Source organism: Vibrio sp. 10N.222.52.C12 (genome assembly GCF_041474215.1).
Lineage (GTDB): Bacteria > Pseudomonadota > Gammaproteobacteria > Enterobacterales > Vibrionaceae > Vibrio > Vibrio crassostreae_C.
This window is the reverse complement of the sequence record NZ_JBFRTR010000052.1, coordinates 38,801-52,565: the sequence shown is the minus strand read 5'-3', so window position 1 is coordinate 52,565 and position 13,765 is coordinate 38,801. Positions and strand designations below refer to the sequence as shown.

The 13,765-nt window shown below is 44.7% G+C and carries 16 protein-coding genes and 1 other RNA gene; 8 read left to right on the top strand and 9 right to left on the bottom strand.

The features are described from left to right. Positions 1–339 precede the first annotated feature (339 nt). Complete coding sequence (mscS, locus tag AB4623_RS10605) at positions 340–1,206, top strand: small-conductance mechanosensitive channel MscS (RefSeq protein WP_017063201.1); 867 nt, start codon at positions 340–342, stop codon at positions 1,204–1,206. Between the two features lie 96 nt (positions 1,207–1,302). Here the strand turns inward: mscS and AB4623_RS10600 are convergent, their stop codons facing one another. After that, complete coding sequence (locus AB4623_RS10600) at positions 1,303–1,932, bottom strand: LysE/ArgO family amino acid transporter (RefSeq protein ID WP_017059061.1); 630 nt, start codon at positions 1,930–1,932, stop codon at positions 1,303–1,305. Between the two features lie 142 nt (positions 1,933–2,074). Between AB4623_RS10600 and AB4623_RS10595 the strand changes: the two genes are divergently transcribed. Both AB4623_RS10595 and AB4623_RS10590 read left to right on the top strand, forming a co-directional pair. Further along, positions 2,075–2,971, top strand: a complete 897-nt coding sequence (locus tag AB4623_RS10595; protein WP_017068706.1) for a LysR family transcriptional regulator ArgP — start codon at positions 2,075–2,077, stop codon at positions 2,969–2,971. 111 nt (positions 2,972–3,082) lie between these two features. Then, positions 3,083–3,796: an oxidative stress defense protein gene (locus AB4623_RS10590; protein WP_017059059.1), complete on the top strand. Its 714-nt coding sequence runs from the start codon at positions 3,083–3,085 to the stop codon at positions 3,794–3,796. A gap of 112 nt (positions 3,797–3,908) precedes the next feature. Here AB4623_RS10590 and serA read toward each other — a convergent pair whose 3' ends face one another. From serA to zapA, 5 genes are all read right to left on the bottom strand, one after another. After that, the gene (serA, locus tag AB4623_RS10585; RefSeq protein ID WP_017059058.1) at positions 3,909–5,138 is read right to left on the bottom strand and encodes a phosphoglycerate dehydrogenase; all 1,230 of its coding nucleotides are present in this window, start codon (positions 5,136–5,138) and stop codon (positions 3,909–3,911) included. 261 nt (positions 5,139–5,399) lie between these two features. Next, entirely contained in the window at positions 5,400–6,056 is a 657-nt protein-coding gene (gene rpiA / locus AB4623_RS10580) for a ribose-5-phosphate isomerase RpiA (RefSeq protein WP_372146364.1), read from the bottom strand. A 124-nt stretch (positions 6,057–6,180) separates the two neighbouring features. Continuing rightward, positions 6,181–6,780, bottom strand: coding sequence for a 5-formyltetrahydrofolate cyclo-ligase (locus AB4623_RS10575; RefSeq protein WP_017059056.1), 600 nt, complete (start codon positions 6,778–6,780; stop codon positions 6,181–6,183). Positions 6,781–6,786: 6 nt separating this feature from the next. After that, a non-coding RNA gene (gene ssrS / locus AB4623_RS10570) (6S RNA) lies at positions 6,787–6,970 on the bottom strand. Between the two features lie 11 nt (positions 6,971–6,981). Further along, entirely contained in the window at positions 6,982–7,290 is a 309-nt protein-coding gene (gene zapA / locus AB4623_RS10565; RefSeq protein ID WP_004735366.1) for a cell division protein ZapA, read from the bottom strand. Between the two features lie 308 nt (positions 7,291–7,598). Between zapA and AB4623_RS10560 the strand changes: the two genes are divergently transcribed. The 3 genes from AB4623_RS10560 to AB4623_RS10550 are packed head-to-tail and all read left to right on the top strand — an operon-like array spanning position 7,599 to position 10,612. After that, entirely contained in the window at positions 7,599–8,174 is a 576-nt protein-coding gene (locus AB4623_RS10560) for a YecA family protein (protein ID WP_017059055.1), read from the top strand. A 24-nt stretch (positions 8,175–8,198) separates the two neighbouring features. Next, positions 8,199–9,377 carry a 2-octaprenyl-6-methoxyphenyl hydroxylase gene (ubiH, locus tag AB4623_RS10555; protein WP_017059054.1) on the top strand — a complete coding sequence of 393 codons (1,179 nt, stop codon included), beginning with the start codon at positions 8,199–8,201 and terminating at the stop codon, positions 9,375–9,377. An 11-nt stretch (positions 9,378–9,388) separates the two neighbouring features. Beyond that, the gene (locus AB4623_RS10550; protein ID WP_372146362.1) at positions 9,389–10,612 is read left to right on the top strand and encodes an FAD-dependent 2-octaprenylphenol hydroxylase; all 1,224 of its coding nucleotides are present in this window, start codon (positions 9,389–9,391) and stop codon (positions 10,610–10,612) included. Between the two features lie 111 nt (positions 10,613–10,723). Here the strand turns inward: AB4623_RS10550 and AB4623_RS10545 are convergent, their stop codons facing one another. The 3 genes from AB4623_RS10545 to ygfZ form a co-directional block, all read right to left on the bottom strand. Continuing rightward, positions 10,724–10,930, bottom strand: coding sequence for a DUF1107 domain-containing protein (locus AB4623_RS10545; RefSeq protein ID WP_372146360.1), 207 nt, complete (start codon positions 10,928–10,930; stop codon positions 10,724–10,726). Positions 10,931–11,487: 557 nt separating this feature from the next. Beyond that, positions 11,488–11,949, bottom strand: a complete 462-nt coding sequence (locus tag AB4623_RS10540) for an aminoacyl-tRNA deacylase (RefSeq protein ID WP_029235114.1) — start codon at positions 11,947–11,949, stop codon at positions 11,488–11,490. 4 nt (positions 11,950–11,953) lie between these two features. Further along, on the bottom strand, positions 11,954–12,925 hold the full coding sequence (ygfZ, locus tag AB4623_RS10535) for a tRNA-modifying protein YgfZ (RefSeq protein ID WP_102398276.1): 972 nt from the start codon (positions 12,923–12,925) through the stop codon (positions 11,954–11,956). Positions 12,926–13,092: 167 nt separating this feature from the next. Between ygfZ and AB4623_RS10530 the strand changes: the two genes are divergently transcribed. Next, positions 13,093–13,353, top strand: coding sequence for a succinate dehydrogenase assembly factor 2 (locus AB4623_RS10530; protein ID WP_004735374.1), 261 nt, complete (start codon positions 13,093–13,095; stop codon positions 13,351–13,353). Continuing rightward, complete coding sequence (locus tag AB4623_RS10525) at positions 13,301–13,720, top strand: protein YgfX (RefSeq protein WP_324295273.1); 420 nt, start codon at positions 13,301–13,303, stop codon at positions 13,718–13,720. Before AB4623_RS10530 ends, AB4623_RS10525 begins: the two co-directional genes overlap by 53 nt. Positions 13,721–13,765 lie beyond the last annotated feature (45 nt).

Here is a 13,765-nt window from a genome sequence, read left to right as displayed (position 1 = left end):
CTCATTGAGCGGGTTTTTTTATATCTGATAAAAACTTGTACTAAATATGTGAAAAACCTAGCGTGCGGTGAATAAATTTCGTAGTCTTTTAGTTATCGGTATTTGTGTTTATCGGTAAGTTTTAATAATTCAAAAGCTTACATAAATATGACTTTGCAATCTGTCAAAGATAGGATATCGTGCCGAAAAACTGAACTTGGTTCAGTTTATAAAAAGGACTTGGCTTTAATTTACTTTTAACACAATGACTTAACGGTAATTACACTGTTTATTATATTGCAGAGTAAATGAGGCTTAAGGCAGTTTAGCCCATAGCATATTATATAGAGGATGCACATTATGGCTGATAGTTCGACAGCGATTGAGACTCCACTTGTGGATGGTTTGTCTCAAGCAGAGCAGTGGTTAACAAATAATTCAGATTTATTTATCCAATATGGCGTAAATATCATTTCAGCACTGATAATTCTATTTATTGGTAACCTTATTGTTAAAGCAGTAGCGAATAGCGTGTCTAAGGTTCTTCAGAAGAAGAAAATGGACCGAGCAGTTGTGGAGTTCGTCCATGGTTTAGTTCGTTACTTGTTGTTTGTGATTGTTTTAATTGCTGCACTTGGTCGTTTAGGTGTTCAAACGGCATCTGTAGTTGCTGTTATTGGTGCGGCTGGTTTAGCCGTTGGTCTTGCACTACAAGGCTCACTATCTAACTTTGCTGCTGGTGTACTTATCGTTGCATTCCGTCCATTTAAGTCTGGTGACTATGTGGAAATTGGTGGTGTGGCAGGTTCAGTTGATTCTATTCAAATCTTCCAAACGGTTCTAACAACGCCAGACAACAAAATGGTTGTAGTACCTAACGGTAGCGTTATCGGCAGCCCAATCACAAACTATTCTCGTCATGCGACGCGCCGTATTGATCTAATGATTGGTGTTTCTTACAACGCTGATCTTCAGAAGACAAAAGCGCTACTGACTAAGATCTGTGAATCTGATGAGCGTGTACTGAAAGAACCTGGCGTTCAAGTTGGTGTTCATACGCTTGCTGATTCTTCAGTTAACTTCGTTGTTCGTCCATGGGTTAGCACTGCTGACTACTGGAATGTTTATTTCGACCTGATGCAAGCAATCAAAGAAGGCTTGGATAACGAGGGTATCGAAATTCCATTCCCGCAAATGGATGTACACATGAATAAAGTAGAAGCTTAATTCCTAGTTAGTTTTTATAACTATAAGCTTTTATAAGGAAAGGCGGATAACTTAGATTATCCGCCTTTTTTGTTGGTTTCATGAAGCTAAATAGATTTACCAGTATTGCTCAATAAGTCCATCGGTAAGCACCGTTGCTATGGCGAACATCATGGTTGCGACTGCGATATCAATGCCTTTCTTAACCTTAGGTTTAGATAGCGTCGGGCCTAGTTTTGCAGCGCCTAATGACAAAGAATAGAACCAGACGAACGAAGCCAATATAGTCCCCATAGCAAATGCAATTCTGTCGTTGCCTTCAAATTGCCCACCAATGGATCCAAGAATTACCACGGTATCCAAATAGAGATGTGGGTTTAATACTGTTACTGCCAATGCCCCTAAAATAACGGTGCGCTTGCCACGCGCTAATATCTCACCTTTCGACTCATCACTGGTGCGCACTTTGAATGCACTGCGTAGTGAGAGCAAACCATACACAGTCAGAAAAGCGATGCCACCTAGTGTCACTGAGGTAAGCAGTAATTCATTTTGCGACAAGATCGCTCCGCCGCCAAAAATGCCTAATGAGATAAACAGAGTATCGAGCAGGCTACAAATCGTTGCTGTCGTTAAATGATGATTGCGTTTTATCCCTTGATTTAGGACGTACGCATTCTGAGCGCCAATAGGGATAATCATACTTGCCCCTAGACCAAAACCTTGTAATAAAACCCAAAAACTCATTTTAACCTCCACTTATTTAACGATATTTACGTGCTATATGGCGAAGATACTCTGACCCTTTAAATAAGTATAATTAATGATTTTAATCCATTATTAGAGTTGCTAATGTGGTGGTGAGTTAGCTTAAAAAGGAAGCAAATTGATGCGCGGATTGGATTATAAATGGATTGAAGCACTGGATGCTGTAGTAAAACAACGTAGCTTCGAAAGGGCTGCTGAGCAGTTATATATCTCCCAGTCGGCGGTATCTCAACGCATCAAACAGCTGGAAAAGTGGTTGGCTCAGCCAGCCTTGGTGAGAGAAAGCCCGCCTAGGCCAACGCCTGCGGGTAAAAAACTACTGGGCTTATATCGCCGTGTTCGTTTGTTAGAGCACGAGCTTGTGCCTGAGTTGATGAATGAAGAGGGTAATCAACCACTATCGATATCCATAGCCACCAACGCTGATAGTTTGGCGACATGGTTGCTACCAGCTTTGTCGGATGTGATTAAGTCTCGCCAAGTCGAGTTGAACCTCGCGATTCATGGTGAGTCGAGAACCATTGAAAAGATTAAAAGTGGCGAGGTGGCCGGTGCAATCAGTTTGGAGTCTCAAGCGATTCCTGGCTGCAGTGCTGACTATCTCGGTAGGATGGATTATGTGTGCGTGGCTAGCCCTGACTTTCATCAGCGTTACTTTGCAGAGGGCGTAAACTACGCCACCTTAAGCAAAGCACCTGCGGTTTCCTATGATCAATACGATGATCTGCATAAGAAGTTTCTGCATGATCATTTTAACGTCCCGAGAGACAGTGTGATCAATCATACAGTCGGCAGTTCAGAAGCATTTGTGCGCTTGGCATTATCGGGTGTAGCCTATTGCTTGATCCCCCGATTACAGATTATCGATGAGCTCGAGTCTGGTGCTCTGATTGATATTACCCCTGGCTTTCTGCTCTCTTATCGCATCTATTGGCACCATTGGCAGCTTGAGAGCGGAGTATTAAAAGAAGTATCCCAAGCAATATTGAGTTTTGCTCACAATCACTTACCTCAGTAAACTGTTGGTTTTTTCAGCGTCAAAGTTCTGTTAGAAGTGTGTGCTCTGGATTGGCTAAACGATAAATTGCTCTATGATGAAAGGACATTTGTTTAGCATAGGTCATACCTAATGAAGCTTGTACCAAAGATGTTAGCAACGTCTCTTACTCTTACTGCGGCGTTGAGTGCTGTGAGTTTTCCATCATTGGCTGACTCTCCATCCTTTCCTCATATTTCAACGACAGGCTATGGTGAAGTGATCGCTACACCTGATATGGCGACATTCTCTGTGAGAGTCGTGGAATCGACGATGACTGCTGAACAGGCTAAAAATACCGTTGATAAAGTCGTGACAGGCTTTCTAAACAAGCTGCATCAAGCTGGTGTTGATGAGGCGAGTGTACACAGCTCTAACCTGTATTTATCTCCTCAATATCATTACCCGAAAGATGGCAAACCGGAACTGGTTGGCTACCGCGCCTCACGTAATGTGACCGTTCAAGTGACTGAGCTAGCTAATCTTAATGAGTACATGGATATTGCGATTGGAGAAGGCATTAATCAGATCGACAACATCCAACTGCAAGTTCGCGACCAAGCTAAGTATCAAGAGCAAGCGCGCTTAGAAGCCATTAAAGATGCGACATCAAAAGCTAAATCATTGGCGAGTGGTTTTGAGCGCGAGTTAGGTGATGTATGGCGCGTGGATTACAACGCCCAATCTTCTCAGCCAGTACTCATGCGTTCAATGGCGATGGATGCAAGAACAGAATCGAACTCTTATGAAGACTCAACGATCACCATTCGTGATCGCGTGAATGTGATCTACCAGATCGAAGAGTAATGACAGTGCTATAGAAGGTTTTGGATCATGACGACCTAATTACCTACGATAGGCCAAATGCTAAAAAGGCTCTCATGATGAGAGCCTTTTTTATGCATTTTGAGTGCGATGATTAGTGAAGAAGACGAGCACGGATTGTGCCTTCGATCTCTTTCAGTTTAAGCAGTGCTTCTTCAGAGCGATCGGCTTCTACATCGATAACGACATAACCCATATCAGCCGCAGTCTGTAGGTATTGACCCGCGATGTTGATCCCTTCCTCAGCGAAGATGGTGTTGATCTGAGTTAGGATGCCTGGGCGGTTTTCGTGAATGTGTAATAAACGAGACGTTCCAGTATGCAGTGGTAGTGATACCTCAGGGAAGTTAACACTTGATAGCGTAGAGCCGTTATCAGAGTATTTCGCTAGCTTACCAGCAACTTCAACACCAATGTTCTCTTGTGCTTCTTGAGTTGAACCACCCACGTGAGGCGTTAGGATCACGTTATCGAACTGCATTAATGGAGACTCAAACGGGTCTGCATTGGTTTTTGGTTCTGTTGGGAAAACATCAATAGCCGCACCTGCAAGGTGTCCAGACTCCAGAGCGCCACACAGAGCAGGAATATCGACTACCGTGCCACGAGCTGCGTTGATAAAGATAGAACCAGGCTTCATGCGCTCGAACTCTTCTTTACCCATCATGTCTTTTGTTTCGTTGGTTTCAGGTACATGCAAAGAGATTACGTCACACTTGTTCAGTAATTCCGTCATGGTATGAACTTGCGTTGCGTTACCCAGAGACAGTTTGTTTTCAATGTCGTAGAAGTAAACACGCATGCCAAGGTTTTCAGCAATAATACCCAGTTGAGTACCGATGTGACCGTAGCCAATAATACCTAAACGCTTACCACGGGCTTCGTAAGAGTTGTCGGCACTCTTTTTCCAGATGCCACGGTGTGCAAGCGCGTTCTTTTCTGGAATGCCACGTAGTAGCAATAGAACCTGACCAAGAACGAGCTCAGCAACGCTTCGAGTGTTTGAGAACGGTGCGTTGAACACAGGGATACCGCGTTTTGCTGCTGCTTGAAGGTTGACTTGGTTAGTACCAATACAGAAACAACCGACGGCAACCAGCTTTTCAGCTGCATCAATAACTTCTTGGGAGATATTAGTGCGAGAACGAATACCAATGAAATGAGCATCTTTTACTGCTTCAAGAAGTTCATCTTCCGGTAGCGAGCCTTTGTGGTACTCAATGTTTGTGTAACCAGCGGCTTGCAGTACTTCTACAGAAGAAGGGTGAAGACCTTCTAGAAGTAGAATTTTAATTTTTTCTTTTTCCAGTGAAACTTTGGCCATTGTTCTCGTCCTTAAAATGGAAAGGTTGGGCAAATGCGGCGCACGTGCTACAAAATGGCTGAAAGGGGAACAAATTCACCACTTTGTTAGGAGACAAACGTTTTCCCTGTGCGTCTTCTGAACAATAAAGTAACAAAAAAAAAATGTTTTGGGTAAGAAAATTACGGAATAAGACATAATTTTACAGCAATAAAGCAAAAAAAACGGCGCCCTAGGGCACCGTATGTAATGAAGTAACAGAAAAACTCAATCTTCTATTATTTATTTTTCGATTTTTGCACCTTCAGGCGTGCCGGTGATAACCACATCAGCACCACGGTGAGCGAACAGACCAACCGTCACCACACCAGCTATACCATTGATGATATCTTCTAGTTGTTTCGGGTTTTCGATCGCCATGCCGTACACATCTAGGATCACGTTGCCGTTATCGGTTGTGCAGCCTTCGCGGTAAACTGGGTCACCACCAAGCTTAACCAACTCACGTGCCACGTATGAACGTGCCATTGGGATTACTTCAACAGGCAGTGGGAATTTACCCAACACATCAACTGCTTTAGTGCCGTCAACAATACACACAAACTTATCAGAGATAGCCGCTACGATTTTTTCACGAGTCAAAGCAGCGCCGCCGCCTTTGATCATATCGCGAGTTGGGTTGATTTCATCTGCGCCATCAACATAGATGTCTAGCTTAGCGACATCGTTACACTCATACACTTTGATCTCTAGCTCTTCTAGTCGCTGCGTTGAAGCAACAGAGCTTGAAACCGCACCTTTGATTTTGTCTTTCATTGTGCCTAGTGCGTCGATGAAGTGATTTACTGTAGAGCCAGTACCTACACCTACAATGCTGCCTTCTTCAACATATTGAAGTGCTGCCCAGCCAGCTGCTTTTTTCATTTCATCTTGAGTCATGCCATTCTCCTGAATAAGGTCTTGCGCTTTGAATTGATCGTTTGCGTAATGATGAAGTTAACGTTTAGATATTGAGTTAACGTTTCTATATCGAGGTTAACGTTTGCGGCGCGATTATAGCGCTTTAATGGTTGTTTTCCCATTGCCAAGTTTTACTCGGAGTCACGATTTTAGGTAACGGAATGTCCCATTCTTCAATCGGTAGCGTATCAACATGTTGGCAATCATGAGCCAAACCAATAGGAGCTGCACCTTCGCCCGTCTCGAACCACTTTGCCAAGGTGCGATCGTAATATCCGCCGCCCATACCTAAACGATGGCCATGGGAGTCAAAGCCGACAAGGGGCGTAAGAATAAGGTCGAGTTGCTGACAAGGTTTAACCAGCATTTGATTGAGCTGAGGTTCGACAATACCGTACTTATTCAAGACCGTCGGTGTGGTTGGCGAGTAGTGTAAAAACAGCAGGTGCCCGGCAGAGAAGGGGTGCAATACTGGTAAATAAGTTTGCTTACCTTGCGCCCATAACCATTCGATTAAAGGCTGAGTATCGAGTTCGCCATCGATAGAGATATAGAGGGCAATATGCTGAGCAGACTGAATTTCATCAAGCTGCATGCACTGCTTAACTAAGTCGATACCGGATTGAGTTTGTTGGTCGCCAGATAAGGCATTGCGTTTGATACGGATCTGTTTGCGAAATTCGCTGCGTGTGAGCGTCTTCATAAGAAGGGATACCCCAAAGTGCCGTTGAGAATAGATGGCCCTTGAACCAGCGAGTTCAAGGCGGATCAGCAATGATTACCGTAGGCTTCTCGGTCGGGCCGAGCATGCTCAATAGCACTCAAGTACTAACCCTTAGGGATTGCTTATCGGCTCGGGGACGTGAATCCTCTGACAAACACTCCAGGGTAAATTTTGTGTACGCTATTGCTGTCCGTGCTTAACTTTACTGAGGACATCTGAAAGTGATGTCGTGAGCTGTTCCATTCGCTCGGTCAGTGCGTTTTGTTCATCATTTGCTTCAAACTTCTTGGTTTGTAATTCGTAGCAAATATTCAGAGCTGCGATAGTCAGCAGCTTCACTTCATTGGTTACCTTAGTACGTTCAGCCATCTCTTTCAATCGATTATCAAGATCGGCCGCCGCTGCAATCAATGACTCTTCTTGCCCTGGTGGACAATTCACTCGAGTCAGTTTTCCTAATATTTCAACGTCTACCGCTTGATTACTCATGATGGATGAACTCTTTAACGCGCTATTTTAAGGCTGTTGCCCTTCGCCATTTTTTGAGAAAGAAAAAGTGCAAGTACCGATGAGGAAGCAATCTCCTCTGAGGGAGAAACTATAGGTAAACCGCTATTAAGATTCAAGCTTTTCAGAGTGACTGTTTGTAAATGAGAGCTTGAGCACACAGTAATTCAGCAAATTGAACAATTGGTAGTCAGTCATCCTTCAATTGCTGGGGATCGATGCTTACCAGAATTGGGGTGAAGTGGTACGATTATGCTATCGATATAAAGAATAACTGAGCGAGCTATCTGATGAGCGAAACTACTTTACCTGACTACCTAACGGTTGCGACTGAACTTCAATCGGCAAGTCTAGCCGTAACCCCTGCTGAGATGCACGGTTTATTAACGGGTATGTTAAGCGGAGGCTTAAGCCTTGCAGATAAAAGCTGGCAACCACTGATCTTCGATTACACCAATGAAGGCATGGGTTGGCCAGATCGCGCATTAACGCTAGCGGAAGCGACACTGAAAGTAACGACCAGTGAAATCACAGGTTCGGGTATGGAATTGTCTATGTTGCTGCCTGACGAAGACGCAAGCGCAAGCCTATTTGACTTGGCTGATGGTGTGTCTGATTGGATTAACCATTTCATTACTGGTCTAGGCTTGGTTGGCGCTCAATTGAACAAAGCGTCTGACAGTACAAAAGAAGCATTAGCTGATCTAGAAGAGATGGCTAAGCTAGGCATTGACGAAGAAGATGATCTGGAAGAGCAAGCGCAGCTTCTAGAGCACGTTATTGAGCACGTAAAAGCGTGTGCACTAACGATTCATGCTGAATTTGGTGCTCGCCCATCTGAAGATGCGGCGCCTACCATTCATTAATTCGTTGGCCGGTTTGAGGTTATGATGGCTCAGTATGATGTTGTAATTGCTGGTGGCGCAATGGCAGGGGCAACCTTAGCCCTTGCTTTGAATCACCTAAGCCAAGGTTCACTGTCGATTGCGGTAGTGGAGCCTTATCAGGTTGATCATCAAGCTCACCCTGGGTTTGATTCTCGTTCGATTGCTTTGTCCTATGGCACGGTGCAGATCCTGGATTCTTTGCGCTTATGGCAATCTATCGCTCCGGTCGCGACCCCGATTAAAGATATCCATGTTTCGGATCGCGGGCATGCCGGAATGACAGACATCTACAGTGAAGAGCTTGCTGTAGATGCGCTTGGCTACGTGGTCGAGTTAGCAGATGTGGGTCGAATCTATCAGCAGAAACTTGAATCAGAAGCGGCAATTACCATGCTTTGTCCTGAGTCTGTTAGTAAAGTTGAACGTGAAGAAGCGTTGACGACGATTGAACTGACAAGTGGGCAAACAGTAACCACTAAGTTACTGGTTGCTGCTGACGGTGCAATCTCAACCTGTTGCCAACAGCTCAATATCTCATTGAGTGAGCATGACTTTGAGCAAGTCGCTGTGATTGCCAATATTGTGGCGAGTGAACCTCACCAAGGTCGCGCATTTGAGCGTTTTACCCATCATGGGCCAGTTGCTCTATTACCGATGAGTGACAACCGTTTATCGCTGGTTTGGTGTTTAACACCAGAGCAAGCACAAAAAGTGATGACGCTAAACGACAATGAATTTCTTGAGCAATTGCAGAATGACTTTGGCTGGCGACTTGGCCGATTAGAGAAGGTCGGCAAGCGCGCGAGTTACCCTCTGATTCTTCGTCACCGACAGCAAAATATCTCTCATCGATTTGCCATTGTTGGTAATGCTGCTCAAACGCTTCACCCAATTGCGGGGCAAGGCTTTAACCTAGGCATCCGAGATGTGGCTTCCTTGGCAGAAGAGTTGTGTACCCAGTTAGATGATGTAGGTCGTTACCGTGGTCTTGTTAACTTTAGAAAGCGTAGAGAACAAGACCGAGACGCAACGATCACGTTGACTTCAAGCCTAGTTCACCTGTTCTCAAACGATTATATGACCGCTCGCATTGGGCGTAATCTTGGGTTAGCCGTAATAGATAACCTTCCACCACTTAAAGGTCCACTTTTGCGTCATACGCTTGGCCTAGTAGAAAGATAAGGTAATAAATAATGATGCAAAGTGTTGATATCGCGATTGTTGGTGGTGGCATGGTTGGCCTAGCGCTTGCTGCTGCCCTAAAAGACAGTGACCTAAGAATCGCTGTCATTGAAGGCAGAGCGCCTAGTGAAGGGCTGAGTGAGCTGCCTGATGTGCGTGTATCCGCGTTGAGTCGTTCTAGTGAAGTGATTCTTCGTAATCTAGGTGCATGGCAAGGTATCGAACAAAGACGCGCTGCACCGTATCAAGCGATGGAAGTGTGGGAACAAGACAGTTTCGCTCGTATTGAGTTTGACTCGACACGCTTGGCTCAGCCTAATCTTGGTCATATAGTTGAAAACCGTGTGATTCAATTAGCGCTGCTTGATCAGGTTAAGAAACAAGACAACGTCAGCCTGTATATGCCCGCAACGTGTAAAACGATGGCGATTGGTGAAAGTGAAGCTTGGTTAACATTGGGCAATGGTCAAGCACTGACAGCTAAGTTAGTTGTTGGAGCAGACGGCGCAAACTCTTGGGTTCGTAAGCAGCAAGATATCCCATTAACACATTGGGATTACGGACACAGTGCGATTGTCGCGAACATCAAAACCACAGAGCCGCACCACAGCGTTGCTCGTCAAATCTTCACGCCTCAAGGCCCATTGGCATTCCTACCAATGCAACCAAGCAACATGAGCTCGATTGTTTGGTCTACGGAACCAAATCGTGCCGAGAACCTCGTATCAATGTCGGATGCTGAATTCAACAAGCAGTTAACAGCTGAGTTCGATGCAAAGCTGGGCTTATGTGAAGTGGTTGGTGACCGTTTTGCCTTCCCACTGCGCATGCGTTATGCGCGTGACTTTGCGGTAGAGCGTGTGGCTTTGGTTGGTGATGCTGCTCATACCATTCACCCATTAGCAGGGCAGGGCGTGAACCTTGGCCTATTAGACGCAGCAAGCCTAGCGCAAGAGCTGTTAAAGCTATGGTCTGCGGGTGAAGACATTGGCACCAAGCGTAATCTTCGCGGCTACGAGCGCTGGAGAAAAGCAGAGGCGGCGAAAATGATTGCTTCAATGCAGGGCTTTAAAGATCTGTTTGAAGGCGATAACCCAGCTAAGAAGCTGATTCGTGGCATTGGTATGAAGCTTGCGGGCCAATTACCGGGTGCGAAAGATGAGATCATGAAGCGCGCACTGGGTTTGTCTGGCAATCTTCCTGACTTAGCTAAGCGTCCAGTGACTCATCGATAATGACATAGTGTTCTGGTGGTATATCGAATCATCATTGATACGAAAATTGGTACGAAAAAAGGGTTGGCATAATGCCAACCCTTTTTGTTTTTAATTCTGTAGATAATCAGGTCATGCGTACGCGCAGCGCAGTTTCATGATTTCACTATTTATTTCTTTCACTGTTTGAAAGTGACGTTTTTCTGCTCGGTCTGGTAGCACTAGCTTACCGTTATTAAACTCAAATTTTCCTACGCCGTAAATGTAGATTCGTCCTTTGAAAAGTCGACTTACATGTTTAGCAATCATACTCGGTGTATAGCGCTTAAACAGTCTCATTCTTAATTATCCTTATATTTACCTAGCCTGCATATTATAGAAAAACTCCGAGATAATAATTGTGATAAGCATGGAGTTATATGCAGTAGCGTTGACGTTAATTAGATATTTGTGCTGTTCTAAGCACTTTCTTCAGTAAATATCTATTTTTACGTGAGCTCCTCCCCAAAATAATACTGAGTAGTGAACTGCCGTGAACTTTTCTGTTCAGTATTAAGCAGTGATAATGTTACAAGTATAAGAATAGGCGGGATTTTTTTGTTTGTGTAATCAAATTGTAAATTTCGGACAAAAAAAAGCCCGTCTAAAACGGGCGAATAGTCACAGATGCATTACACAAAAGTGGATACTGATGTTACTCAGTGGATTCACTTGCACTGATTTGCTTAATAGCTAGTCAGTAAATTTACAATAACGCAAATTTAACTTTGTGACTACTTATGCTTTTATTTTGAGTAACTATTTATTAATGGTGTGTTCTTCTTATGACGAGGTTCACACTAAAAATGTACTCAATGAAATATTAAAATGAAGTTTGCGAAGCATGATCTAAACGATCATCGACTGATGTCCGCGACGGTCGGTGCACATAGCGCCATAAGATCATTGAGATCCAGCGCAACGCCAGCCATTCGGTCGCCGGAGCTAATGGTTACGGTCGAGTTGTTTTGAATGGAAGGATCAAAAATGATCGGCATGTGTCTCTTGAGAGCGAGCGGACCAACACAACCCACTTTAAAACCGGTGATCGCTTCAACATCAGCGAGCGACACGCAGGTCATTCGACGGCAATTCAGTACCGAGCGTACTTTCTTGGGGTCGACAGAGCGATCGCCAGCAGTACAGGCTAACGCATACTGGTTGCCCATATCCTTGAGCAGGATGCACTTCACCATTTGAGAGGCGTCGATGCCTCGCTCTTGTGCAGTTTCTTCAATGCTGGTGGTTGGCTTGCTTTGCATCAGCAGGCGATAATTCACCTGCTGTTGATCCAGCCATTGTGTAATCTGCGTTTCCACGTGGTTACTCGTCGTCAAGGCTGTACGGCAGTGGCAGGATATTCCATGTTTGATCAGGCTGCGCGGTCAGTCGCAGCTGAACATCGTCATCAAGGTTGTTTGGCAGTACCATCAAACCAATCGCTCGGTTATCAGCAAATTGATAGACGTTTAATAGTCGGCCTGCGCCACGCCAGTTCTCACCCACACTACGTTCCAGTTCAATAGGGTTTTCTAACGACAGCACGTCCGCAGTTGTGCCCGACACAATGCGCATCTCACGCTTGTTCATGCCACGGTACTTAGCACGAGCAACCGTTTCTTGACCTGTGTAACAGCCTTTTGAAAAGCTGATACCGCCAATCGCTTGCAGGTTAAGCGCTTGAGGGATGTGCTCGTTTTGCTCTGCTTTCGATAGGTTAGGCTGAGCATCAAGAATTTCATGATATTGCCAAAGTGTTTCTGATACTTTCTCCGCAGCGCTGTTTGATACCAAGGCTTCAGCGGCTTCTTCTGTCACAAGTAGAGCCCAGCGGTTATCTGCAACTTGAACCGCTGTACCACCAGAGATAGCACGCACATTACCTTGGCTTTCTGAAATAGAATCAATGTATTGATTAGCTGACGAACCCATCACACCGATAACAACGTCAGACGTTTGCTCGATATCGACCTTAGAGAACACCGCGTACTTCTTGATTTCAACGAGCTCGACTTCAATCGCTGATTTAGGTTGCATGAGTGCGTAGCCACCGTTGTGGTGGAACAAACGAAAGATACTCCATACCTTTCCTTTTGCATCACAGTGCGCGCCTAATGTGGATTCATCATTAGGAAGAGTGACGACATCGCACGTTACTTGACCCTGTAGGTACGACTTTTTGTCATCGCCTATCATGGTAATTGCACTCCAGTCTGATACGTGTGTCATCATCAGTTCTGGAAGCGATTCATTTTGCGTATGAGCGAGTGGCTGAAATATGTTTTTCCAATCCATTTTATCTTTCCTAAGAATTTTATTTGGCTCTATGTTAATCCGGTTCTGTTTCTTTGTCAGCCTAGGTTTTTTTGTGAGCTTAGATAGGGACTGTGACTCACATAGTAGTTGCAGGGCGTATGACTTGTTACACTCCGAGAAAGAAAAATTATAGGTGAGGATAGCCAATGTACACTGCAGAGCAGAAAGCACGAATTAAATGGGGTTGCCGTCGCGGCATGTTAGAACTTGATGTAGTCATCATGCCATTTTTCGAAGAGTGTTTTGATTCATTGCAAGAGCAGGAACAGCGCGAGTTTGTTTCTCTATTAGAGTGTGATGATCCAGATTTGTTTACTTGGGTAATGGGCCACGGACGCAGTGAAAACCTAGGCCATGCATCAATGGTTGATAAAATTGTCGCACACAACCTCAGCAAGGTTCGTTAAGCTTCAGCTTAACCCTTCGTATTCCGCATTATTTGCAAAAGGCACTATTTTTGGGTGCCTTTTGTTTTTCATCGTCCTGTCTTCTATTCCACTTGCCGCCAGCCTTTATTGCTTAGCTTTAATGATCCGCTTGTTCAGAAACAATCATGTGATTCTAAATAGTGTCTATGGGCGTTTTGATTACAGAGAGGATGGTGATATTCGACTCAATGACCGAACTTACCGACTCAAGTCCGTTGATAAGATCTGGGCGCAGTTCTTCGTTAAATTGCAGTTTGAATGTGGGCACTCGGTACTGCTTTGGCGGGACAGCTGTTGCGAGCGAGAATATCGCCATTTTCTGGCGAACTTACAACGAGCGCGCTAGAGAAGCCAAACTATTCGATGAAAGAAAGTATTAGATAAAAGAAAG

What these genes read in the sequence shown, in the direction of transcription:
- mscS (WP_017063201.1), top strand. Translation starts at nt 340, where the DNA reads ATGGCTGATAGTTCGACAGCGATTGAGACTCCACTTGTGGATGGTTTG.
- AB4623_RS10600 (WP_017059061.1), bottom strand. Translation starts at nt 1,932, where the DNA reads ATGAGTTTTTGGGTTTTATTACAAGGTTTTGGTCTAGGGGCAAGTATG.
- AB4623_RS10595 (WP_017068706.1), top strand. Translation starts at nt 2,075, where the DNA reads ATGCGCGGATTGGATTATAAATGGATTGAAGCACTGGATGCTGTAGTA.
- AB4623_RS10590 (WP_017059059.1), top strand. Translation starts at nt 3,083, where the DNA reads ATGAAGCTTGTACCAAAGATGTTAGCAACGTCTCTTACTCTTACTGCG.
- serA (WP_017059058.1), bottom strand. Translation starts at nt 5,138, where the DNA reads ATGGCCAAAGTTTCACTGGAAAAAGAAAAAATTAAAATTCTACTTCTA.
- rpiA (WP_372146364.1), bottom strand. Translation starts at nt 6,056, where the DNA reads ATGACTCAAGATGAAATGAAAAAAGCAGCTGGCTGGGCAGCACTTCAA.
- AB4623_RS10575 (WP_017059056.1), bottom strand. Translation starts at nt 6,780, where the DNA reads ATGAAGACGCTCACACGCAGCGAATTTCGCAAACAGATCCGTATCAAA.
- zapA (WP_004735366.1), bottom strand. Translation starts at nt 7,290, where the DNA reads ATGAGTAATCAAGCGGTAGACGTTGAAATATTAGGAAAACTGACTCGA.
- AB4623_RS10560 (WP_017059055.1), top strand. Translation starts at nt 7,599, where the DNA reads ATGAGCGAAACTACTTTACCTGACTACCTAACGGTTGCGACTGAACTT.
- ubiH (WP_017059054.1), top strand. Translation starts at nt 8,199, where the DNA reads ATGGCTCAGTATGATGTTGTAATTGCTGGTGGCGCAATGGCAGGGGCA.
- AB4623_RS10550 (WP_372146362.1), top strand. Translation starts at nt 9,389, where the DNA reads ATGATGCAAAGTGTTGATATCGCGATTGTTGGTGGTGGCATGGTTGGC.
- AB4623_RS10545 (WP_372146360.1), bottom strand. Translation starts at nt 10,930, where the DNA reads ATGAGACTGTTTAAGCGCTATACACCGAGTATGATTGCTAAACATGTA.
- ygfZ (WP_102398276.1), bottom strand. Translation starts at nt 12,925, where the DNA reads ATGGATTGGAAAAACATATTTCAGCCACTCGCTCATACGCAAAATGAA.
- AB4623_RS10530 (WP_004735374.1), top strand. Translation starts at nt 13,093, where the DNA reads ATGTACACTGCAGAGCAGAAAGCACGAATTAAATGGGGTTGCCGTCGC.
- AB4623_RS10525 (WP_324295273.1), top strand. Translation starts at nt 13,301, where the DNA reads ATGCATCAATGGTTGATAAAATTGTCGCACACAACCTCAGCAAGGTTC.